General features: G+C 44.0%; 14 protein-coding genes. 3 read left to right on the top strand and 11 right to left on the bottom strand.

Annotated features, from left to right (window positions below; translation table 11 throughout):
* Positions 1 to 72: 72 nt before the first annotated feature.
* Complete coding sequence (locus PG901_RS02135) at positions 73 to 735, top strand: DUF938 domain-containing protein (RefSeq protein ID WP_271133323.1); 663 nt, start codon at positions 73 to 75, stop codon at positions 733 to 735.
* Positions 736 to 906: 171 nt separating this feature from the next.
* Here the strand turns inward: PG901_RS02135 and PG901_RS02130 are convergent, their stop codons facing one another.
* On the bottom strand, positions 907 to 2,316 hold the full coding sequence (locus tag PG901_RS02130; RefSeq protein ID WP_271133322.1) for an ABC1 kinase family protein: 1,410 nt from the start codon (positions 2,314 to 2,316) through the stop codon (positions 907 to 909).
* A gap of 503 nt (positions 2,317 to 2,819) precedes the next feature.
* Positions 2,820 to 4,145: a phosphoribosylamine--glycine ligase gene (purD, locus tag PG901_RS02125; protein WP_271133382.1), complete on the bottom strand. Its 1,326-nt coding sequence runs from the start codon at positions 4,143 to 4,145 to the stop codon at positions 2,820 to 2,822.
* A gap of 484 nt (positions 4,146 to 4,629) precedes the next feature.
* Between purD and PG901_RS02120 the strand changes: the two genes are divergently transcribed.
* Complete coding sequence (locus tag PG901_RS02120; protein ID WP_271133321.1) at positions 4,630 to 9,519, top strand: NAD-glutamate dehydrogenase; 4,890 nt, start codon at positions 4,630 to 4,632, stop codon at positions 9,517 to 9,519.
* Between the two features lie 127 nt (positions 9,520 to 9,646).
* Here PG901_RS02120 and PG901_RS02115 read toward each other — a convergent pair whose 3' ends face one another.
* The 9 genes from PG901_RS02115 to PG901_RS02075 form a co-directional block, all read right to left on the bottom strand.
* Positions 9,647 to 10,702: a WG repeat-containing protein gene (locus PG901_RS02115; protein ID WP_271133320.1), complete on the bottom strand. Its 1,056-nt coding sequence runs from the start codon at positions 10,700 to 10,702 to the stop codon at positions 9,647 to 9,649.
* A gap of 54 nt (positions 10,703 to 10,756) precedes the next feature.
* Positions 10,757 to 14,707 (bottom strand): AAA family ATPase, encoded by a 3,951-nt coding sequence (locus PG901_RS02110; protein ID WP_271133319.1) that lies wholly within the window; start codon positions 14,705 to 14,707, stop codon positions 10,757 to 10,759.
* A 91-nt stretch (positions 14,708 to 14,798) separates the two neighbouring features.
* Complete coding sequence (locus tag PG901_RS02105; protein WP_271133318.1) at positions 14,799 to 16,361, bottom strand: exonuclease SbcCD subunit D C-terminal domain-containing protein; 1,563 nt, start codon at positions 16,359 to 16,361, stop codon at positions 14,799 to 14,801.
* 137 nt (positions 16,362 to 16,498) lie between these two features.
* Complete coding sequence (locus PG901_RS02100) at positions 16,499 to 17,044, bottom strand: DUF3841 domain-containing protein (protein WP_271133317.1); 546 nt, start codon at positions 17,042 to 17,044, stop codon at positions 16,499 to 16,501.
* A gap of 236 nt (positions 17,045 to 17,280) precedes the next feature.
* Positions 17,281 to 18,882 carry a siroheme synthase CysG gene (gene cysG / locus PG901_RS02095; RefSeq protein WP_271133316.1) on the bottom strand — a complete coding sequence of 534 codons (1,602 nt, stop codon included), beginning with the start codon at positions 18,880 to 18,882 and terminating at the stop codon, positions 17,281 to 17,283.
* A 265-nt stretch (positions 18,883 to 19,147) separates the two neighbouring features.
* Entirely contained in the window at positions 19,148 to 20,098 is a 951-nt protein-coding gene (locus PG901_RS02090; RefSeq protein WP_201565907.1) for an acetyltransferase, read from the bottom strand.
* 315 nt (positions 20,099 to 20,413) lie between these two features.
* Positions 20,414 to 21,052, bottom strand: a complete 639-nt coding sequence (locus PG901_RS02085; RefSeq protein ID WP_271133315.1) for a phosphoadenosine phosphosulfate reductase domain-containing protein — start codon at positions 21,050 to 21,052, stop codon at positions 20,414 to 20,416.
* A 65-nt stretch (positions 21,053 to 21,117) separates the two neighbouring features.
* The gene (locus PG901_RS02080) at positions 21,118 to 21,714 is read right to left on the bottom strand and encodes a DUF934 domain-containing protein (protein ID WP_271133314.1); all 597 of its coding nucleotides are present in this window, start codon (positions 21,712 to 21,714) and stop codon (positions 21,118 to 21,120) included.
* A complete protein-coding gene (locus tag PG901_RS02075) occupies positions 21,707 to 23,398 on the bottom strand; it encodes a nitrite/sulfite reductase (protein ID WP_271133313.1) in 1,692 nt (563 codons plus the stop codon). Before PG901_RS02075 ends, PG901_RS02080 begins: the two co-directional genes overlap by 8 nt.
* Before the next feature lie 267 nt (positions 23,399 to 23,665).
* Between PG901_RS02075 and sat the strand changes: the two genes are divergently transcribed.
* Positions 23,666 to 24,949: a sulfate adenylyltransferase gene (sat, locus tag PG901_RS02070; RefSeq protein ID WP_271133312.1), complete on the top strand. Its 1,284-nt coding sequence runs from the start codon at positions 23,666 to 23,668 to the stop codon at positions 24,947 to 24,949.
* Positions 24,950 to 24,956 lie beyond the last annotated feature (7 nt).

Below are 24,956 nucleotides of genomic sequence, written 5' to 3'. Positions count from 1 at the left end.
ATTGGGCTTGATTGACTATATAATAGCATGTGGTCGAATAATGACAAATGACAAATACCTTAAGGATAGTAGATGACTCATAATCTTGAGCTTTCACATCAGCAGCCGCGTGCCTTTCAACCACAAAAACTCTCAGCCCCACGTGATTTTATAGTGCCCGATATATTGATCAACGCTGAACTGCCTTTGGTGTTAGAGATTGGCGCAGGGAAGGGCAAGCATGCCCTTAGCTTCGCACTGCAACATCCTGACAAACACTTGATAGCCATCGAGCGTACGCGCAATAAATTCGATGCCTTTGCTAAATTAGCAGCGCAGCAGAAATCAAGCAATCTAAGCGCGATTCATGCTGATGCCATTGCTTGGATTGTCCATGCCATTGCGCCAAACAGTATCGAGCGTATCTTTATATTATATCCCAATCCTGAACAACATAACCCTAACCAGCAGTGGTTAAACATGCCTTTCTTTGAGTTCTTACTTTCTCGTTTGCAGGTAAATGGAGAAGTGATACTGGCGACCAATATAGAAGCATATATGGATAATGCAGAGCAGCAAGCCAATGAGGTCTGGTGCTTACCGAATACGCGTCATAAAGTAGCTAGCGATAGTCAGCGCACACACTTTGAAGTTAAATACTTGGCGCGCGGTGAAACTTGCTGGCAGCTAAACATGCGTAAGCCTGAAGGTTATAAAACCAGATTTGATACATGGCAAGCGAGTAGTGAAGCATAGTAAGATAAATAGCCTAAGCATTTATATGTACGCTACGAAAGAATGATAGGTTAAAAAATAGAAATGCATATCCTTATCAAGATATTTATAAAAAATAGCCTAAGCAAGTAAAAAGAAAATATAAAAAAGACCGCCACAAAAGGGCGGTCCAAAAAATATCACTTTCTCACCTTACAAAAAAGGCTTTACCAGTTTATTAGAATCCGTATGCGCATCTAGCACTGTCAAGAACGTATAAGCACCGATAAATTTTCTACTGATAAACATAAATTCTTTAGGCGGCAGATTAAACTCGAAAGACTGCATTGCTCGCGTCGCATCGTTTGAGAGGCGAGTATGCAATTTACTGTTTGCCCAAATATAACGCTGCTGCTCATCCAAACAATCAAGAGGAATATCCGGATTTAATGCCGGGTCACTAAAAGGTTCGGTGGCCAATAAAAACAATGAGGCAATATCAGAGCGGACTTTATCACTCATGCTATCAAAGAAGTCATAACCGGTCATAGCGCGTTTCATTGCTTGATGGTCATGACGATATCCGGCGCGCAATAACCCGTGCGCAATCGTCAGTAGGTTGTTATCGAATTGGCGAATGGCTCCGAAATCTAACAACACCAGTTTATCGATTTCGTGTTCGTCAGTAGCGACACGAACGAGGTAATTACCAAAGTTTGGATCCGTCTGCATCTCACCCCAAACAAAAATCTCTTGCATCATGATTTCGATGGCCGCTTGCCCGATGGCATTGCGGCGCTCATGCGGCAATAATTGCAGCGCCTCAGAGACAACGGTAATACCTGGCTCATAAGACATGCATAACAAGCGTTTGGTTGAATAAGTACGATTAATTTTGGGAACGATATAACGCGGGTCGTCAAATAAACGCTCATAAAAACGCTCTGTGGTCGCCGCTTCCGCTTCATAGTCAACTTCATGATGTAGCAGGTCGCGTATCTCTTCAAACCAAGCATCGAGTGCACGTGTCTGCGGCACGATATTACTGACTTTTAATAAACGCTTAAATAAAGCCAAGTCAGAATTGATGGCATCCGCCACACCGGGGTATTGGATTTTTAACACCACTTGTTCGCCCGTCGCCAATACGGTTGCACGATGAACTTGGGCGAGGGAAGCGGTACCGATAGGAACAGGGTCGACGTCAAGCTCATTTAATTTGGCGCCCAATAACTGCTGTAATGTCTGCTCGATTTTTGGCCACGCTAAAGTTGCCGTATCATCATTGAGCGTTTGCAAGGCGCGCGTGATTTCGGGTGGCAGTATATGCTCGCCATAAATCGCCAGCATTTGACCAATTTTTACTACCGAGCCTTTTAATTTACCCAGCTCTTCTGCCAGATAATTGGCCTGTTCTTCCATAAAAATTTGATTACGTGCCGTACGGGCTTCTTTGTCCAAAAACATACCAGACACACTATTACCAGCCCAACGACGACCGATATTTAAGGAAGTTTTAGCAATAGACATCCGACGCTCAAACCCTGACGTTTTTAGGCTGTCGATGGATTGTCTGTTATTAGACTGCTTGTTATTAGAAGGTCTAGAAGTATCATTTGCCATAAATATAATCATTCATCTGGTTGCTATTGATTTGCGGGTTCAAAACCGACAATACAAGGGAGATGCGACGTACTGGTACAAAATTGTATCATATAACGGGAGGTAGTTTGAGGCGCGTGAGCTTAGGCTGTCACTTACTTTGTAAGCTAAAACATGACTTTTAATGGGTACAGCGATTAGCGGCTCATCTTACTTATAGATTAAGTCACTAAAAATCTGGCGGCGCTTTACTCTGATGACCTTTATTCTAACACTAAGCGGTCAAAGATAGATTTTTAAAAGCAAGTGCTTCAAAAACAACCTATTGAAAAACGGTCGTTAAAAAATAGATTAAAAAAGTTAAGTAAAAGTGCGGTCAAAAAAATACGACCTAGCGCTACACTAGGTCGAATCATTATAAAAACGCTTTAGGTTTTAAAACGGATTTCTTAAAGCAGAAATTTTAAAACGCATCTTTTAAAGCAGAGCTTTTAAAATTTAACGTTTAAATCAGCTCAGCTGTATCAAACGTTTTCGCGAGCAATCGCATGGTGACCAATATCACGGCGATAATGCGCACCATCAAAACTAATCGCGCCCGTCACTGTCAATGCTGCTTGCTGTGCATCAGAGATAGTGTCAGCCAATGCCGTCACGCACAATACACGCCCGCCGTTGGTCACGACTTCTTTTTCATTGCTAAGCGCATCTTGATTAGAAAAAGCCGTGCCAGCATGGAAGACTTTTACCGATTTTTTATTATCACTATCTAATTCTGGTAAGCCTGTAATCACATCACCTTTTGATGAGGTTTCAGGATAGCCCTTTGAAGCAATGACAATACCTAGAGCAGGGCGCTCATCCCAATTGGCTTCGGTTGGTAATTTACCCTCTAACCCTTGTGCGACTAACTCAACCATCGATGATTGCAAGCGCATTAAAATAGGCTGTGTTTCTGGGTCGCCAAAACGGCAGTTAAACTCAATCACATACGGGTCGCCCGCATCATCAATCATCAGCCCAGCATATAAAAATCCGGTATAAGGATGACCGGCAGCTTTCATCGCATCAACAACAGGCTGGATGACTTGTGCCATCACCTTGTTATGAACGTCTTGAGTAACGACTGGCGCTGGAGAGTAAGCACCCATGCCACCGGTGTTTGGCCCAGTATCGCCTTCAAAAGCACGCTTATGATCTTGGCTGGTTGCCATCGGTAAGATGTTTTCACCATCTACCATGCAAATAAAGCTGGCTTCTTCACCTTGCAAGAATTGCTCAATGACCACGCGGCTACCAGCATCACCAAATTTATTGTCAGCAAGCATATCGTCAATCGCTTCATGCGCTTGCTCGATGGTTTCAGCGACGATAACGCCTTTGCCCGCAGCAAGACCGTCGGCTTTGATAACAATCGGCGCGCCTTGCTCATCGATATAGGCTTTAGCAGCAGTAGCGTCCGTAAACCCTTGATAGGCAGCCGTTGGAATATTATTTTGCGCCATAAACTCTTTAGCAAAAGTTTTTGAGCCTTCTAACTGCGCACAATAAGCGGTTGGACCCCATGCTTTGATACCAGCTGCACGGCAAGCATCGACGATACCCGTTACCAATGGCGCTTCTGGACCAACAATCACCATGTCAATAGCGTTATTTTGGCAAAATTCGATGACCGCACTGTGTTCGTCAGCATCGGCTGCATCTTCTAACAGGACGTTTTGGCATTTAGCTTCAAGGGCAGTGCCAGCATTACCGGGCGCAACATAAATGTTTTGTACGTTGTCGTCTTTTGCACACTGCCATGCTAGTGCATGTTCGCGACCACCTGAGCCAATCACCAAAATATTCATCATACGTCTTGCCCTTAGCATTAAAAGTCATAATATTGAGTGAGTATTGAGCCAGTAAAATACGGTTCAATATAGTGCGGTATTCTAACAAAAAAACGCCGTGATTGTCATGAGTATCCACCTGCCAGCAAGTATTAGACTACATTAGAATGGTATTGTCTCATTATTAAAGGTTATCGACATCTTCGTGATTCATGAAATGATGTTGTACGCTTTAGCTATGGGCTGAGGTGCGTTACACTTTGATAGATTGGCAGTAGTAAAGACTAGAGATAATAAAGACCAGTAAATGACTATTTATGCCATTTAAGTCATGGAATGCCAATAAATGTTAAATAAAATATTAAAAAAGGGGAGATTAACTGTATACCAGATAGCTAAGTGTCATGTTGAACCGGCTAGCTATGTTAAATAAGTCGTCAGTAGAAATAACTCATTCATAGAAGAAACGAGAACAACAAACTTATAACAAAGGACCATGGATATGCCTAACACCCTAAATATCGCAAAAGAGCGGATCAGCCAGATAAGCGATATTGCCACCAGTTATGTGCAACAGGACAAATCATTATTTGACCATTTTATTCATAGCTATTACCAGAGCCTGCACCAAGAAGCCGCCAAAGATATCAGTAATATTGATTTGGCAGGGATGGCGCTACATCACTTCACCCTTCTAAAAGCTTATGATGGCAGTCAGCCGCAGCTCGCTATTTTAAACCCAATAGCCGAAGAGCAACATTTTCATAGCTCTCATACCGTTATCCAAATAGTCGCTTACGATAGACCATTTTTAGTTGATACGCTTTTGATGAGTCTAGAAGCGGAAGGTATAGACGTTCATCGTACTTACAATATTATTGTGAGTGTTGAGCGCGATGAAAATGGCGATATTAGCCATATCGAAAGCGCGCATGAGAGCGACACCTCAAAAATGTCTTTGATTCATTGTGAAATTGCTTATCAAAACAATGATGAATTGGCGGCGCTACAACAAATGCTGCTCGCAAAAATAGATACTCTTGATGTCGTCGTTGATGATTGGCAAAAGATACGTGCCAAGCTGACGGATATAAAGGCGGAGCTGGCCGGTCAAAATTTACCAGAAGTGTTTTATTCGCAGCAAGAGATTCAAGCGTTTTTGGATTGGGTATTAGAAGATCGTTTTATCTTTTTAGGCTATCGCGAATACCGCTTAGAGGGCGGCAGCTTCATTAATATACATGACGCTGTGAATAATAAGAACGATACAAGCTACCATAAAATCAGCCACAAAAATAATGACAATGCCAATTTAGACTTATACGCCATTGGCGATAGTGGTCTTGGGCTGTTGCGCGGTGGTAGTGAAGATACCTTATCAAAGAGCTTTGATGAGCTGCCAAGTAACCTCAAAAAGCTACTAACCGAGCCACGTATATTGATGTTGTCTAAATCAAGCCGCGTGTCACCGGTGCATCGTCCGGTATATATGGATTTTTTAGGTATTCATAAGTTTGATGCTAATGGCACATTGATTGGTGAATATCGCTTTATTGGGCTATTTACCGCCCAAGCCTATCAGCTCAGTGTACAGCAGATTCCACTGCTGCGTGAAAAAGCCAATAAAATTATGGCGATGGCAGATTTACCGCGTGACGGTCACGCTTATCACAAAATGATGCACGTGATTAACTCTCTACCGCGCGATGATCTGTTTCAAGCCAGCGTCGAAGAGTTATATCCGATCGTATCTGGCATTAGCCAATTACAAGACAAGAAAAGCTTACGTTTATTTAGCCGCGTCGACCATTATCAGCGTTTTGTGTCCTGCTTGGTGTATATCCCGCGCGATAAGTTCAATACCGAACTGCGTATTAAAGTACAAAATGTCCTAAAAGACGCTTATGGTGGTATGTCATCTGGCTTTACGACGGAATTTAACGAGTCGGAACACGCCCGCGTTCATGTGCATGTGCGCACAGTCCCTGGTCAAGTAAATGAGGTCGATACGGCGGCGCTACAAGATAAGCTGTCGGCGCTGATGCAGTCATGGAGCGATCATTATCAAAAAATGCTGCTTGATAATGTGGGCGAGCAGCAAGCCAATGCCTTAATGCGCCGCTTTTTAAGCTATATTCCTGCGGCTTATCAAGAACGGTTTGATGCGCGTACAGCAGTTGAAGATACCAAGCGTTTGGCGGGCTTGAGTGATGAGCAGCCCATGATTTGGCATTTATATCAGTCAACGGGCGATGCCAGTAATCAGCTACATCTAAAGCTGTACGGTCGCCAAGACCCTGTCATTCTCTCAAAAGTCTTACCGGTGCTAGAAAACTTCGGCGTATCGGTCATCTCAGCGCAAACCTATGAATTTGATTTGCCGGAGCAGTCGATTTGGATGCAAGAGTATGAGCTGGTATTGGAACATGTCGATACCATCGATATGCAAGTAGTACGCGCGCAGTTTGAAGACAGCCTTAAGCAAATTTGGGCAGGGCGTATCGAGAGTGACTCGTTTAATGAGTTGGTATTGACCACCAGATTAGACACTTATGATGTGGTCGTACTGCGTGCCTTGTCGCGTTATATGATGCAAGCAAAAGCCCCGTTCTCAAGTGCTTATATTCAGCAAACCGTAGTAAAAAACAGCGCTATTAGCGTCGCATTAGGCGAGCTGTTTGATGCACGGATGAATCCTATATACAGCGCTGAGGAACGTGCCAGCAAGACCAGTCAAATTCAAGCGCAAATTACCAGCGCATTGGCCGGTGTCAGTAGCTTAGATGAAGACCGTATCTTCCGTTGGTATTTGGATTTGATTAATGCCATGGTACGTACCAACTTTTATCAAAGAGAAGCGGATGGGCAACGTAAAGACCGTTTGTCGTTTAAATTCTTAGCGGCAGACATTCCAAACTTACCAAAACCCAAGCCGATGTTTGAGATATTTGTCTACTCGCCACGTGTCGAAGCGGTGCATTTGCGCGGTGGCAAAGTCGCTCGTGGTGGCTTGCGTTGGTCAGACCGTATGGAAGATTTCCGTACCGAAGTACTCGGTCTGGTCAAAGCGCAAATGGTCAAAAACGCGGTGATTGTACCGGTTGGCTCGAAAGGTGGTTTTATCGTTAAGACCAAAACCATGGCTGATGGTCGTGAAGCTTTCCAAGCAGAAGGGATTGCCTGTTATCAAGCGTTCCTCCGCGGTATGCTTGACGTTACTGATAATATTGTCGATGGTCAAATTGTCCCGCCAGCCAACACCGTGCGTCATGATGAAGACGACCCATATTTAGTGGTCGCCGCCGATAAAGGTACCGCTACTTTCTCAGATATTGCCAATACTTTATCAAGCGAGTATAACTTCTGGCTTGACGATGCCTTTGCCTCAGGTGGCTCGGTTGGCTATGACCATAAAGCCATGGGTATCACCGCGCGCGGTGGCTGGGAGTCGGTCAAGCGCCACTTCCGTATGCGCGGTATGGATATCCAAAACCGTGATGATTTCACCGTCGTTGGTATCGGCGATATGAGCGGCGACGTATTTGGTAATGGGATGCTAAGATCTACTCATACCAAGCTGGTCGCAGCCTTTAACCACTTGCATATTTTTATCGACCCAAACCCAGATACTGCCGCATCTTATGCCGAACGTGAGCGTTTGTTTGAGATGCCGCGCTCGACATGGGACGACTATGAAAAATCGCTCATCAGTCAAGGTGGCGGCGTCTTTTCACGTCAAGATAAAACCATTGCGATTAGCCCTGAGATGAAAGCACTATTTGATATCAGTGAAGATAGCCTTGCGCCCAATGAGCTAATCAGTGCGCTATTAAAATCGCCTGTTGATTTGATTTGGAATGGTGGTATCGGAACTTATGTAAAAAGTGCTAATGAAAGTCACGCCGATGTTGGTGACCGCGCCAATGACGCCGTGCGTGTCAACGGTGGTGAGCTGCGTACGGCAGTCGTTGGCGAAGGTGGCAACTTAGGCTTTACTCAACAGGGGCGTATCGAATACGCACAAACGGGTGGTCGCATTTATACCGATGCCATCGATAACTCAGGCGGCGTCAATTGCTCGGATCATGAAGTAAATATCAAGATTTTACTGGGTAAAGTGGTCGAGCAAGGCGACATGACGCTCAAGCAGCGTAATGAGTTGTTAGAGTCTATGACCGACACGGTCGCTGAATTGGTGCTACGCCAAAACTACTTACAACCGCAAGCGCTTGAGCTTAGCCATCTGCGCGCCGCGGCAAACTTAAGTGATCATCAACGTTTCATTCAAATGTTAGAAGCCGAGGGTCGTCTTGACCGCGCGATTGAGTATCTACCATCCGATGAAGAGATTGCCAAACGCCAAAAAGCGGGCACAGGCCTCACCAATCCTGAGCTGGCAATCGTCATGGCTTACGGCAAAATGTGGGTATACGATCATTTATTATCATCAGATTTACCTGATGCGCCGTACTTCGTCAATGAGCTGCGTCAATATTTCCCTGATGAGCTGGCATCACGCTTCTTTGATGAGATGAAAGAACATCGTCTGCACCGTGAAATCATCAGTACTTATTTGACCAATAGCATCGTTAACCGTCTGGGTATCGAAGCGTTATTCCGCCTACATGAAGAAACAGGGCAAACGCTTGCCACCATTGCGCGCGGTTATGCGATTTCCCGTGATGTCTTCCATGTGTCAAAAGCATGGGATTTGCTTGAGTCGCTAGATAATCAAGTTGATGCCACCTTGCTGCTTGAGCTTGAGCTGCGTCTGCGTGATGCACTCGAAAATGGCGTGGTATGGTTTATCAATGCCTTTGGTCAAGATTTGCAAGTTGCCGATATGATCAATCGCTTTGAGGACAGTGTCGAGAAATTGACCAAAGCAGGTGGCTTTATCGAGCAGCAATTCTCAGAATACTTGCAAGAAGATACCACAAGCTTAATGGCAGATGATCTCTCTGCTAATGATGCGGCGATGTTTGCGATGTTGCCTTACCATGTCGATGCCCTAGATGCCGCGCTATTGGCTGAGCAATATGAGCGCCCAGTCGATGAGATTGCGACTTTATACTTTGAGGCCTATCACGTCTTGCAGTTAGATTGGATGATGGACAATATCGCCACCTTGCCGCAGCAAGACCACTGGGATCGCCGTGCGCGTCACGCCCTTGTCAACGAAGTCTCACGCAGCTTACGTATGCTGATGGATACCTTGTTGACGCAAGCTGATGCCAAGCAGGCCTTTAATGACTGGAAATCACGTCATGCCAGCCAGCTTGACGCCGTCACGGCAGAGATGCAAAAATTGGATAGCAATGATGAAAGTGCTATCAGCTTATCTACATTATCGGTGTTAATGAGTGAGCTTAGTGGCCTCGTAACTAAATAGTGAGCAAATAAGCACATCGTTTGATTAAAAAAAACCACCGTTATAAGTTAACGGTGGTTTTTTATTTTCTAATGCTCAAATGATAAATAGGCATACTAAAATAGCAGCAATAAAAATGATAAAAGTACTAATCTAACTTTATGAAAGTATTTAAACGCTGCATTTTGCCATTCTTTTCAACCCATACTTCATTCGCATCATCACGATAACTATCAAACTGGGGTTCTAGTATCACACTGCCTTTATCATTAACAATGCCAAATTTGCCCGCTTGTTTATAAGTATAGAGCTGATGATATAGCAGCTTTCTAATCGGCGCATCTGATGCGAGGATTAACTTACCATTGGCATCAATAATTTGGGCGCTAACAATATCCTCTTGAATATCTTCGCTCATGCCAATAGCGCTGCTACTAGCAATTAAGGTGCTACGCAAAAAAAGCAACGGCTTGGCAGAAGCATTAAATGCTTCGATATGTTGATTGGCAGCAAGTGGAATGATGACATCATTGTTTTGGTCAATCAGCGCCGTTTTATTTTTCAGGCTAGCTTGTAAATATAAAGGCTCGCCTGTACAAGCATTTAACGGATTAATCGCATCATATTGCGGTCTTATAGCCCAGTAACCTCTATCATCGAGCAATCCCGTCAGACCATTATTTTTAGCCACTATAAAGAAATTTTGGTCATAATCGGAATCATAGTGCGCGTGCTCGATATGAGCGTCACTCAGATTATAAATCCAGTCCCCATGACGATTGATAATACCTTGTTTGTTGGCGTTGCTGGCATCACCTGATGACTTAAGGCTGACAATAAAGCTGGTGGCGATATCAGGTTCGGTTTGAATCTCATCATACTCAAAAGGCACGATAATCTTGCCAGCGGCATTGATAACGCCGTATTTGCCATGCTGTTTGGCAAGTACATAAGTGTCCATCAATATATAAGCATCGGTAAGATTGTCTAGTAACACCTTGCCATTTAACTCTTGTAATTGCTGCGTGCCATCGGCTTGTTCGACCAACTTGCCAGCAAAAGGCTTATTGTTTTCGATACGCTCAAAATAGCTATTGGGTAAGTAACCGGCACAGCTGATGGTAGCGTGGGCAGGGGTGATAGCACTAACTGCACCAATAGATAAAATAGATACCCATGTTAAGAGCGCTAATTTGTTGGTCATCGCTATTTCCTTATTACCATAATTTTTATTAACTGACTTAACTGCTATCTTAATTTACGAGGCTTTTTCATTGGCAGCATTGGCAACTCGGCGACAGCCTTGACCACTGATTTGGCTAAAGCCGCCCGAGAGTTTTTCGACCTTAATTTGGGTTAGGATACGATCTTTTAACGCCTGTACGTGGGAGATAATGCCAATAAGTTTACCTTCTTGCTGCAAGCTGGTTAAGGTGTCGAGCGCAATATCAAGCGACTCTTCATCAAGCGTACCAAAGCCTTCGTCTAAAAATAGCGAGTCGACGCGGATGTTGTGACTGGCCATTTGTGATAGTCCGAGCGCCAGCGCCAAGCTGATAATAAATCCTTCACCGCCGGAGAGGTTTTTAGTACTGCGAATATCGCCGCCTTGATAGTTGTCGATGACATTAAGCTCAAGGGGATTACTGTCATCATGAATGAGCAAATAGCGGTCACTCATCTTCTGCAATTGCGTATTTGCATGACTAATCATGACCTCAAACGTTAAGCCTTGGGCAAAGGTACGGTATTTCTTGCCATCAGCGGAACCAATGAGCGTATGTAGCTGTTGCCAAACTTGTAGCTTTTGTTTTTGCTCATTGATAGCAATGAGCTGTGCCGCTTGTTGGCCTTTTTGGCTATCATTATCCTTAAGTTTTTGGTCAATCGCACCGATTTTTTGACTTAACTCGTCGATGTCTATTTGTATTTGATGGTGCTGGCCAGCAAGTATTTCTCGGTCTTCATCGGTCATAGGATTGGCAAGTTTTTGCTCTAACGCTTGCTGGGTGCTATCCAACTGTAACTTAGCCTGTTGCAGGGCATTATCAATCGCTAATTTACGTGTCTGTAGTGACTCACGCGCTTCTTTAGGCAGGCGGGCACTCACAAAAGCAGCTTCATCTACGAACTGTGACTCTGCGAGCAAATGAGTAAACATGCATTGCTGCGTATTCAGTGTAGACATCGCCGCCTGTAGCTCTGTGTCTAGCTGTTGTTCTCTAGCCGTTAATTGCTCTAGAGTCTGCTGTACAGTGTCTAGCTGCCTTTGTGCTACTACTTGCTTGGCTTTAGCCTCGTCAACCGCATGGCGTAATTTATTTTCTTCATTGTCTGTATTTTTATCTGCAAAAATCTCTTTTCTATTCTGCTTTAATTGTTCGATAGCCTTGGTTTTATGAGCAACTAAGTTCTCTAACTCTTTGAGCGCTGTTTCATCATTGCTAAGCTGTGCGTGCTTGGTTTCAATCTGCGCGGTCAAACTGCTTAAGCTATTGGTTAGCTGCTGTTGGCGGTTTTTCTGCTCATTAAATTGTCGTTTTAACTGGTTTAAAGCGCTGCGCTGTTGACGCAGTTTTTCAATATGACGGTCATAATCTGCGCTGTCTATTACCGTTTGCTCATCAAAACTATTACCCAATTGCTTAAGTGCATCGTGGATGTCTGCCGCATTGAGCGCTGTAGTTAAATAATCTTTATATTTATCTGCAGGGTATTTATACGTTAGAGATGAAACGGTGGTCATCAGGGGCGCCAACTCCGAGAGATTAGCGGCAATCTTATCTTTTATACCATCAAGCTTCTGCGAGTTAAGCTTGATGTCAGTGGTTAGGTTATTCATGTTATGACTAAGTGCTTGTTGCTGCTTTTCATCGGTTTCGATGGCAGTGCTAAGCTTTGTAGCACTTTCAGTTAGGTGTTCATACTCGACCACTATGGCTTTAAGAGACTGTTTATGTTCAGTGAGGTTGTGTTTGGCGGTGTCTAATAAGGATAAGCAGAGGTCTATATTCGTGATAATCGCATTAATATCATATTTTATCTGAGTAAGAGGATTGATAATTACTGCGATTGCTTCAGAATAATTGTTTTCAGCCTCAAATAATGAGGCTATGTACGACTGAATATCACCGTGTAAGATTTCGGATTGCTGCTGTAGGGGCGCTAGTTGTTGCTCTTGGTTGTTAAGCGTCTCTTTCTTGGTGGCATATTGGATATTGTATGCTGATAAAGCCTGCTCAAGGTTATCAATAACGGTCTCTAGTTCAGCTATTTGCTGCTGAGTTTGTTGCGTCTTAGTCTGTTTTATTTTGGACGACTGATTTTGCTCGGCATCTTTATCAGTATTATTACTGTCTAATAATGGATGATGTTTGCCATAAGGATGCTCATGCGCACCGCAAAGTGGGCAGGGCAAGCCATCTTCTAGCTCTGTTATGTAGTCCTCAAGCTTAGCGACTTTCTGTAGTAAACTCAGATGCTCTTGTTTTTCTTGCCTCTTAAGCTTAGCGTCTTGAATATTTGATTGATGACCAGCAATCAATCCTGCTAAGGTCGTTAGTTCCTCGGTTAGCGTGGGCAGCGAGAGATTGGTTTTTTCGATTTGGCTAGCAAGATCGGATAGCTGCTGTAGCTTAAAGCTGGCTTGTGCAATTTGAGTGTTGATCTGATCCACTTGCTCTTGCTCGCTGCGCATACTAGTTAGCGACTGTTTTTCAATAAGTGCTGCTTGCTGCTGTTGTAAGCTGACCAGTTGCTCGCGTTGCTCAGTTATTAACAACTTATCAGCATCTTGCTGCTTAGAGAGCTTATCGAAATGAACTTGTAGCTGGCTTGATTGGTTGTCATGTGCAAGTTTATCCGCCGCTAAGCTGACATTATCTTCTAGCAGCACCACTAATCGGCGACAGCTGCTATCAAAGGTCGCCATATCTGTATCGAGATCGTTTAGCTCTTCATAATCGCTAAAATATTTTTCTATACCGCTAAGCTGAGCTTTGGTCTCTTGTTCTGTTTGTTTGTGGCTGGCTATTTCTTGACGTAACCGTTGCGTATTATTGACTAAGACGTCTTTACGTTGATTTTCATCTGCCAAAGAATGGGATTGCTGTTTTATTTCAGCATCCAACTCGCGCGTTTTTGCAATGATTGGTAAGGTGGTCTGCAGATTGTCCGTAGCTTGCTTTTCAATGGTATTGATATTATCTAAATGGGTCGTGGCTTGTGCCAGCGCTGCTTGCTGTGTTGGAATCTTATTAAGCAAATCTTGCTGCTCGAAACCCAACCTCTTGACCGACTCTCGGCTATAGCTAAGCTCTCGAAATTGACTATCAATCTCCAAGGCTTTATTAGCAATATCTAGGCGCTGCGCTTCTGGAGTAAAGGCTTGCTGCGCCTGCTGTGCCGCTGCAAAATCATTTTGATAAGTTAATATATTTTGCTGTAGCTGCTGTACATTATCCAGCCACTGCAGCTGCTCGCTCAGGGTTTTGAAAGTTTGCCGCTGCTTGCTTTGCTGTTGATTAAGGGTCTGTAGCTCTGCTACCAGTAACTTTTCATCTTCAAGACTTAATAACGATAAGCTATTAACGCCCGCTTGTAGCTTACCCAGTATTTCTTCCTCAAAGCGTTTCTTTTCATGGACGTTTAACGATATCTTGGCATAGATAGCAGTACCCGTTATTTTCTCTAAAATCGCTGCTCTATCGCCAATATCTGACTTTAAAAACGCGGCAAAACTGCCCTGTGCGAGCATGATGGAGCGGGTAAATTGATTGAAATCCATGCCGATCAGGTCTTGAATATGTGCCTTAGTTTTCTTTATTCCACTTTCCAAAATTTTGTCAGTATCGGCATTAGCGATTTCATGAGTAGCATCTTGCAAGTTTCCATCAGCTTTATTACGTGCGCGGCGTTGTCCCCAACGACAGCGATAACGATTTTTATTAATCTCAATCACTACTTCTGCAAAACAATCAGCGGTTTGACGAGTCATAACCTCATTACTACTCTTACTTATCGACTCAATACGCGGTGTCTGAGCGTATAAAGCCAAGCAAATAGCATCCAAAATAGTAGTCTTGCCAGCGCCCGTCTGTCCAGTAATGGCAAAGATGCCTTCATTTAGAAAAGCGGGGTCATTAAAATCAATGTGCCACTCGTCTTTTAGGGAGTTCAAGTTTTTAAGTCGTAGTTCAATCAGTCGCATGGGCAGGTCTTATTTTTATATAGAGCAGTTATAAAGAGAACAGTGATGAAAAGTGAAGAAGTTGTTGGCTGGCATCCAAAATGCGCTGTTATTATTCGGCCTGAGTATCGGCATGGCGCAGGTTATAAACGATTTGATCATAGGCGTCACGTAAGGATGATTTTTGCTCATCAGGAATATTGTGAGCGGTTAGGCAGCGCTCAAACACTTCTTCCTCATTTAAATCTTGTAGCGTCTCAGAGATCTGCTGTTGGTTAAGTACTTTATTATAGGTGCGCGTGTTTTTAATTTTTAACACCTCACACGGCAAGCCATCTACCATCGCCTGAATATGCTCACGCAACTCGCTGACCACCTCATCACCCGTATAAATAATTTCAAGCCAAACAGATTCTGTTGCCTCAAGAGATTGAATGGTTTCATCGATAGTCTGTTGAATAAGCTCTAAATCACCTGAGATTTGCGCCAATTTTTGGAATTTTGGGATGGGTAGGGAAATAACCTGCATCTGCTGTGATTCGTTATGATGTAATAGGTTAGAGGATGCAATAGAGTTATTTGTGGAATCATTACTCTGTATAGCGTCTATCTGATTGGAAACGGATCCTTCAAAGGCTTTTTGCGTATTCTCTTCGCTTTCTGCTGTGTTATCAAAACCAAATAAATCGTCCATAAAATCCGTCGCCTGACTGGCTACTTTTTTAGCGGCTTTTTCTACCGATTGTTCAATCTTAGTCACTGTATTAGTAAGCTGAAGAATAGTACTCTCAGATAAAGACCTCTCTACTGTACCAAACTGCACCAATAATACTTGTTTTTGCTGGCGAGCCTCACCAAAGCCCATCGCAATAGGCGAGCCTGAATAGCGAATACTCTCACGACCACCGACGCGCTGCGGAACATGCAAATGCCCAAGTGCCACATAGTCAAAGCCTTCATCAAACATATCAGCAGAGATTTTACCGAGTGAGCCGACATAAAGCTCACGCACACCATCATCTTCAGTAGTCGTGCCACCTGCTGCGAATAGATGCCCTGTAGCGATGATAGGAATGTGACGCTGGTGCACTTCGGCTAATTTAGCTTGCTTCGTTTTAGCAATGCTGGCGACTTTATCATAATGGGCACGAATGCCTTTGATGACATTGGCATCTTTACTATCTGCGGACTCGCCAGCGCTACTGCTACGCACGTCACGGTCGCGCAGATAAGGGACTGCGGCGATAATACAATGCGGTGTACCGTCTGCAGCATCTAACACCAAGACTTCATCGTTTAAGTCTTCACAAGCGGTGCCAATGACGTGAACATTTAAGAATTTTAAGACATTGCTTGGGGCGTCCAAAAAAGTAGGGGAGTCATGGTTACCCGCGACGATGACGATATGCTGGCAGCATGATTTTGAAACTTTGCCCAAAAATTCATAATATAGCGCCTGCGCTCTGTTACTCGGCGTCATGGTATCAAAGATATCACCCGCGACGATAAGGACATCGACTTTTTGCGCGCTAATGGTATCTTGTAGCCAACTTAAAAACGCTTCAAATTCATCATAACGCATGCGCCCATAAAGCCTACGCCCCAAATGCCAATCTGAGGTGTGTAAAATGGTTAAGGGTTTGGAGATGGCAGACAATTCGGTAGACTTTGACATAGAGGATATTACAACGCGTAAATAATTAAGAGGATGGCTTAATCAATAAGTGATTTAGAGTTAAATAATCATACCATAAATGATAATTTACCAGTCTCGCTTTTGACTACTGACTCTTTATTAGAGCTTGCCCTACATTAACGACCTGTGAAGATTTTATAATTAACCATATACTCAGGTCGAATTTCCCAAGTAATGCCCTGTACGGCCCAATCCTCTGGTAGATTTTCTATCGAAAAAATCTTAAGCCAAGTGGCTTCCTTACTTTTTCTTAGTAAATTCTCATTATCTTCCTGATTTTCATACTGTTCATAATAATTATACTCTGCATCAGTTTCACAGAAGTGGTGATTGTTTAGTACAGCATGCCAGCCGTCAAAGTCACTGAGTAGTACTTTATGAGAGGGTATTTCTAACTCAATCCTAACCGCTTTGCATCCTCTCTCAACATGCCCGCCAGCTCTTAAGTCGGGCTTCGCTCTTTGTTTACCTTCCCAATATCGCCATAGCCAAATAGGATACTCAACACCTTGCGGGGGTGTCACCTTTTTACTTAACTGCTTTGAAATCCACTGATAAGCCTCTTTACGGTCCTTATCTACTTTATCAGGGTCGGTTCTTAATGGCTGACCACTTAGTAGAATCTCTAATTCTTCAAGGGTTCTAATAGACCAAAACTTCATTTTCAGCGCTCACAATAGTGATAACAGTAATTATTTTTAGGTATGTTAAGGTTTAGTAGGCATGAACTTAGTATCGATAGGTGTAGACATGGTTGAGCTTAATGATGAATAAAAGACAGCGATTATTCTAACAAGAATTGCGGTGGTTTGCTCTTCTACTCTGTTGCAAGCGCATAAAAAAGCCCTGCCAATATATTATCGGTAGGACTTAGCTTTTTAGAAAGTAATAATAAAACCTAACCAATCACCAACTGCTCCAAACCATCATCAGCCGGTGCCAAGTTAGCTACCATAGATAGCGCATGTGCTTGCTGGCTAGTAGGGTTTTTGGTCGCTGCCGCTTTGCCACCGCGTAACCAATTGTCATTGGTATGAGCAGCATTTTGGTTTCTTTGCTCATTGTCTACATGATACCAAGCCAAGTCATCATGCAAGCTTACGACATCACCCATGATGAGCAGAGCCGGTGTTGGCAGTTGTGCTTGTTCTTGCTGAGCGACAATGCTCTCAAGCGTACCTGTTAATACTTGCTGATTGGGCATACTGGCATTGGAGACGATAGCGATTGGGGTATCGCTACTACGCCCAGCATCAATTAAACCTGTCGTCAAACGTGCCAGCGAATGCAAACCCATATAAAACACCACGGTCTCATCAGTATTTAAAAAGCTCTTAAAGTTACTATTGGGCGCGCCAGCCTTTAAAAACCCTGTCACAAAACGCACTGATTGTGAGTGGTCACGGTGCGTGAGTGGAATACCTGCATAACTGGCGGCAGCGTTAGCAGCAGTAATACCAGGTACAACTTGATAAGGGAGGTCATGCGCACGTAAGCTTTCAATCTCTTCACCGCCGCGGCCAAAGATAAAGGGATCGCCACCTTTTAGCCGTACCACACGGCGACCTTCTTTTGCACTATTGACCAACAGCTCGTTGATACCAAGCTGAGCTACCGCATGTTTACCGACAAACACTTTGTCAGCATCGCGGCGGCATAGGTCTAATACTTGCGGAGAAACTAGCGCATCATAGTAGACAATATCGGCTTGCTGCATGAGACGTAGGGCTTTAAAGGTGAGTAGCTCTGGATCACCGGGGCCTGCACCAACGATATAAACTTCGCCCATTGTATTTTTTACGGTTTGGGATTCTGTAGATGTATTATCTGCTGTATTTTTTTCATTGATAGCGGATGCAGTGTTATCTAAATCGGCTTGCAATTGGGCAGCCGCTTCCTTTTCATTACCGGCAAACATCAGCTGACTGACTTTTCCTTCAAAGGCGCGTTCCCAAAACTGGCGACGTCCGGTAAGGGTTGGAATTTTTGTTTTTACCTCACTACGAAACTCACCAGCCAGCTTGGCCAGTTTGCCATAGCCTTGCGGAATTAAAGTTTCAAGACGAGCGCGCAATAGACGTGCCAGCACCGGCGCTTTACCGTTAGATGAAATGCCAATCACAATGGGATTACGGTCAACGATAGCAGGGAAAATAAAGTCGCATAAATGCGGGGTATCAACCACATTTACCGGAATATTAAGCTCGCTAGCATCAGCGTGAACTTGATGATTAAGGGTTTCATCATCCGTCGCAGCGATAATAACGCGCGCACCTGTCATATAAGCTTTATTGTAGTTTTCATAAATCAGTTCGTGCTTGGCTTTGTACTTAGTGTGGCTGAGCAAGGCTTGTATTTCAGTACTAATACTTGGCGCAAGAATCGTGATAGCAGCACCTGCGCGACTGAGCAAGTCAGCTTTACGTAGTGCGACATCACCGCCACCAACGATCAATACTTTGCGGTCTTCTAATTTAAAAAATAGCGGAAAGGTGTTCATAGCATCACCAATGATTCAATCAATATAAAATATGCCACCATTATGAGGTATCACGCGCTACGTCTCATGCAGTGAATTGGCATTAACATATTCGTTTTTGTCATGATAAAGGTGTGTTTTGATGAGATGTGGAATAGGTAGGGAATTAAAATGCAGAATAACGGAATAAAAAACCACAAGCTAACTTTTAAGCTTGTGGCTGTTATTTATATTAGATTTTTGCGTTAGGTATTAACAAGGACGAGATTCAACCTTGTAAAGCAACCTATTCAAACTCACTCAGCATCTTAGTAATGCGCGCATCTTTTTGTTGCCAAATATCCTCTAACCAATCAAACATCATCTTTTTAGTGGTCTCGTCACGGTCATAACCGCCATCCATGATTGCCGCAAATAACTCGTCTGGTATGGTTAAGCGAGTCACATCGACACCCAAGCGGCGAATATTGCCTTTCCATAAATCATCATAATCAGGCGCGCCGTCTGGGTAGACGATAGTGATATCTAAAATAGAATCCAATTCATCGCCTAACGCATTAAGCGCTAACGACAACCCGCCAGCGCGTGGTTTTAACAAATGCTGATAAGGTGAGCCTTGTTTGTCATGTTTTTCTTTAGTAAAGCGCGTTCCTTCCAAATAGTTTAATAGGGCAAAGGGTTTGTCTTTTAATTGACGACAGGCACGCTTAGCCTCAAGGAGATTTTGTTTTTTAAGTTCTGGATTCTTTGCCATCGCTTTGGCAGAAAAACGCTTCATCATCGGAAAGTCTAAGAAGTAAAATGCTTGACCGATAACGGGGATGTAAATCAGATTAAACTTAGTAAAAAATCGCGTTAAAGGCAGCGTATCTTGGCTGATATATTGCACGATACTGGTGTCGACCCACGATTGATGGTTGCTTACCAAAAGATACTGCTTGTCTTCGCTCAAATCGTCGGGCAGATTAATGCGCCAGTCTTTATGGGGTAGCGCGTGGTCAATCACGGCGTTATTACTGTTAATCCAGTATTTGGTAATCGCAATTAATGCATCATCAGCAGCTTTCGCGCCAGTCAATACTTTTGCCGCGCCTAAGCTCCAAATAGGCAGACCAACCATCGCACTATTGGCCGTGAGGACACCAGTACCAGTCAAAAAGGAGGCTGCTTTACCTACAGCTGGCAGCTTATCGTGCAGTTTTTCATAGAATGAATCAATTTTTTTTATAAAGGGCATAACAAATATCCATATTGATGAGCGCGAGTGCCTATAAGGATTGGGCAACTTCGTCCATGATTTGGCTTTAAAAAGTCAGCTTAATGACGTGCAGCCCACTAAGGCAAGCCATAGAATACCTCAATGTTAAACAATAAGACGTTAAAGAAACGTTAATGTTTTAATCAAAACGCTTGTAGAACGCCACTTTCGTATTGATTTTCATGTCAATCACCATAGTTAACACAAAAAAAGCGATGATTTTAATGTCATCGCTTTTTTTATTTAATATTATTGGCTTTGTACTGAATTGCTGATTAATTACTGGCTAAGTAATTATAGCTGCGTGTGCAAACCACACTCACGGCTCTCTTCAACCTTCGTCGGATCAAAGTAATCAAACTCGTTTGGCAGATTATGCTCTTCAAGATACACGTCTAAATCCGCGTCATTTTTCTCAAATAACGGCGCTACTTTTAACACACCATCTTTTGATAGGCTAAGCACATCAAGACCTTGGCGGAATTCCGTTTGATCTTTACGAATGGCATTAAACCAGACATCAGGTTTTAGCTCATCTAGCGCGCGGCGGAATGGCTCAAGTTTTACTTGGTCAGTGAATTCATCATGTTGCGGATTGTCAATGCCTGGGATGCCGTTCATGGTTGCGTCACGATAGGCAGCCGTTTGCTTAGGAATATAGGTGATAACGTTTAAATTTAAGTCACGGATAACTTTATTGGCAAATTGATACGTCGCATCGGTGTTATAACCTGAGTCTACCCATAGTACCGTGATATCAGGGCGCTGTTTAGCGACCAAGTGCAAAATCGCTGATTCATATGGGCGGAAGTTGGTGGTGATGATTGGGTTTTTCGCTTGTGTCAGTGCCCATGCAACGATTTGTTCTGGTGATTTACCTTTTAGTTCTTGGTTGGCTTGATCGATATCTAGATTTGGGTGTAACTGGCTCATGGTGGATTCCTCAATTGTTGTGAATATAAAAACGATTAATAATAAGTTTTATGGTTGATGCTACCTTAAGCACCTGCAAACATTGGTAGTGCGGCGGCATTGCGACCATCGTAGCTACTGGCAAGGGCGGTAAACGCTTGTGAGATATTAAAGTCCGATTGTAAGTCGTGTTCATTGAGCACAAAGCTGTCGACGCCCACGCGTAATAGGTAAGTAATTTGATCACGGCCAAACGCGCCAGCGACACGAATCTCACCTTGATAGCCAATTTGGCGCAAGGTTTGTGCAAAGCTAAAATTGCGTCCATCAGCGAATTTGGGCACATGAATGACGATGAGATCCTGCTTTAACAACAGCTCACTGAGCGCTGCCAAGGCATCTGTATCTGTATCAGCGGTCACCCATAATCCAACACGGCTACTATGCTGTTTGATCAGCTCATATACCTCTTTGACCAAACCCGTTGCTAGTGTCCCTGAACCATCTAATAGGTCAGCCAGTGGTACTAAGACATCAGGTTTTTCCTGTCTTTGCAGCAGCTCAAGTAGCGTGAGCTCTATCGAGGCAATACCATCGGGCAGGGTATCAGTGGTTAACGCATGCCAGCTATCGTTATGGCTAATATCGACGCCCTGACTATCCAAAATATGGTGATTAGCCATAGACCTTCTCCTTAAAGGGATCAATACCGACGCGCTCAACCAATTCGCCAAAGCTTTCAACGTCATTATCGGTGGTGGCACGCAAATCGACATAAACGTCAACGATCTTTTGAATGGTGTCAGCAACCGCTTCGGTAGGGACGGAGCGGCCTAGTATTTTGCCAAGTTTGGCATCGTTACTCGAGTTGCCGCCAAGACTGATTTGATACCAGTTTTCACCTTTTTTATCGACACCGAGAATTCCGATATCACCCGTATGATGGTGCGCACAAGCATTGATACAACCCGACATGTTTAAGCGGATATCGCCAAGATCATATAGGTAGTCCAAATCGCTAAACTGCTTTTCAATTTGCTCAGCGATATTATGGGTGGTGGCGTTGGCAAGCGAGCAATAATCCCAACCTGGGCAGACGATCATATCGGTCAAGGTATTGATATTAGGTCGTGCCAGATGTAGCTCAGAAAGCTGTTGCCATAACTCGTATAACTGATTGGTTTGCACGTCAGCGAAGACTAAATTCTGCTGATACGTACCGCGCAGCTCGCCAAAGCTATACTTGTCAGAAAGGTCAGCAAGCGCATCCATCTGCGATTCGGTAACATCACCGGATGGTACATACTTACCATCGACTAGGCCTGCTTTTAAGGAGATGACAACCGCGCGGTAACCAGCGACTTTATGCGCCACAGTATTTTGGTTATACCAATTGGCAAAGTCTTTATCAGCGCTTAGTTGCTGCTGCAAATCAGACTGTGTTTGTAGGGCATCAAAGGTCACATAATCAGGTTCACTAAAGAAGCTGCTGGCATGCTCAAAGTTGGTATCCGTCAGCGTCAGTGGCCCGTCCTTGGTATGCGCTTCCCATTCGGCATCGACCAATTTGGCAAACGCAGGGCCACCCAAGGTGTCAACCAAAATCTTGATGCGTGATCGGTATTTACTGCCTTTATCACGGCGGCCATGCAGGTTATAAACCCGCAATATGGCATCTAGATAGCTAAGCAGATGCTCGCGTGGCAAAAACTTGTTGATCACTTTACCAAGGACGGGGATACGACCAAGACCACCGCCAACTAGCACTTCAAAGCCAAGCTCGCCATCCTCATTTTTCTTTAAATGCAAACCAACATCGTGGACTTGCGTCGCTGCACGATCATTATCAGTGCCGATAACGGCAATCTTAAATTTACGCGGCAAAAAAGCAAACTCAGGATGAAAGGTCGACCACTGGCGAATGATTTCGCAATAGGAGCGCGGGTCAGCAACCTCATTTTGATGAATACCGGCATACGGGTCGGTGGTGGTATTACGAATACAGTTACCAGAAGTTTGAATAGAATGCATCTGTACCGAGGCCAGCTCCGCCAAGATATCTGGCACCTCTTCAAGTTTTGGCCAGTTCAGCTGCATATTGGTACGGGTGGTGAAATGCCCGTAGCCTTTGTCATATTTACGGGTAATCTCCGCCAACTTACGCAATTGGTAGCTGGCAAGCAGACCGTAAGGAATGGCGATACGCAACATCGGCGCATAACGCTGGATATAGAGGCCGTTTTGCAAACGCAGCGGCAAAAATTGCTCTTCTGGCAGCTCGCCTGCCAAAAACCGTTCGGTTTGGTCGCGAAACTGGGCGACTCGTTCTTCTACCAAGGTTTGGTCAGCGTAATTATATTGATACATGACGTAATCTCAATTTTGTTTGAAACATAAAAGCGGCGACGAAAATGATTGGCGTGTGTAATCGATCTTATTGCCAGTCGCAAGGTAAACAATTCAGAGTCACATCATATAAGCTTGCGTCTATAAACATAAATTCCTTTAAGACATATGTATATCCAAAGTCAGCATAAATTTTCATAACGAAAGTTAGGTAGCCTATGCTTATCAAATTTATCACGACTTATCTCATCACTACTTCATCATTACCTATAAAGGTTCTAAATCAATATGACATCATCTATCGCCAATCAAGAAGACTTTAATCAACAAGCTTCTAATCAACAAGCCTCTAAACTTGTTCCGCCGCACGGTAGCAAGGATCTTAAGCCGTTACTATTAAAAGGTGACGCGCGCAAGCAAGCATTGAAACTTGCCAGCAGCTTGCCGACGATTACCCTGAGCTCACGTGAGCGGGGCGATTTGATTATGCTTGGTATTGGTGGCTTTACGCCGCTAAATGGTTTTATGAATCAGGCAGATTGGCAAGGGGTGGTTGATGACATGCGCCTGCAAAGTGGTGACAATGCTGGCTTGTTTTGGCCAATTCCCATCACGTTATCAGCGCCTAAAGCGACTGCCGATAATCTAAACCAAGGTGATAAAGTCGCATTGGTTGCGAAAGATGGCGAGATTATGGGCATTTTAACGGTAGAAGAGACTTATACCATCGATAAAGCCCATGAGTGTCAGCAAGTCTTTACCACCACAGATTCTGAGCATCCGGGCGTACAGCAAGTATTAAGCCAAGGTGAGGTTAACATCGCAGGTAGTGTCGAAGTATTAAGCGAGGGCGAGTTCCCAACTTTATACCCAGAGATTTATAAAACCCCTGCTGAAACGCGTGAAATACTAGATGCCAAAGGCTGGAAAACGGTTGCCGCTTTCCAAACGCGTAATCCAATGCATCGCTCACACGAATACCTTGCCAAGATTGCCATTGAAATCTGTGATGGGGTATTGATTCATTCATTACTCGGGGCATTAAAGCCAGGTGATATCCCAGCTGAAGTGCGCCAAGAAGCGATTAAAACCTTGATTGATAATTATTTTAGACAAGACACCGTCATTCAAGCCGGTTATCCGCTCGATATGCGTTATGCCGGACCACGCGAGGCGCTACTACATGCGGTATTCCGTCAAAACTACGGCTGTAGCCATCTGATTGTCGGCCGTGACCATGCCGGTGTCGGTGATTATTATGGTGCCTTTGATGCGCAGACTATCTTTGAATATGTCGGTAAAGATGATTTGATTACGCAACCGCTAAAGATTGGCTGGACGTTTTGGTGTAATGCTTGTAATGCCATGGCTTCTGATAAGACCTGCCCGCATGAAGCGTCTGAACATGTCAAAGTATCAGGTACTAAGCTGCGTAAAGCGCTATCAGAAGATGAGGACGTACCAGAGAACTTTAGCCGTCCAGAAGTATTACAGATTTTACGTGATTACTATGCGGGTATCGCAAGAGAGGAGCGTGCTGAGGTGAAGTTAGTCGGTGCATCTGCGGTTTAAGTAATAT

The organism is Psychrobacter sp. ANT_H3 (assembly GCF_027919975.1).
GTDB classification, from domain to species: domain Bacteria; phylum Pseudomonadota; class Gammaproteobacteria; order Pseudomonadales; family Moraxellaceae; genus Psychrobacter; species Psychrobacter maritimus.
Note: the sequence above shows the minus strand (reverse complement) of the source record. Positions and strands in the feature narration are given on the sequence as shown.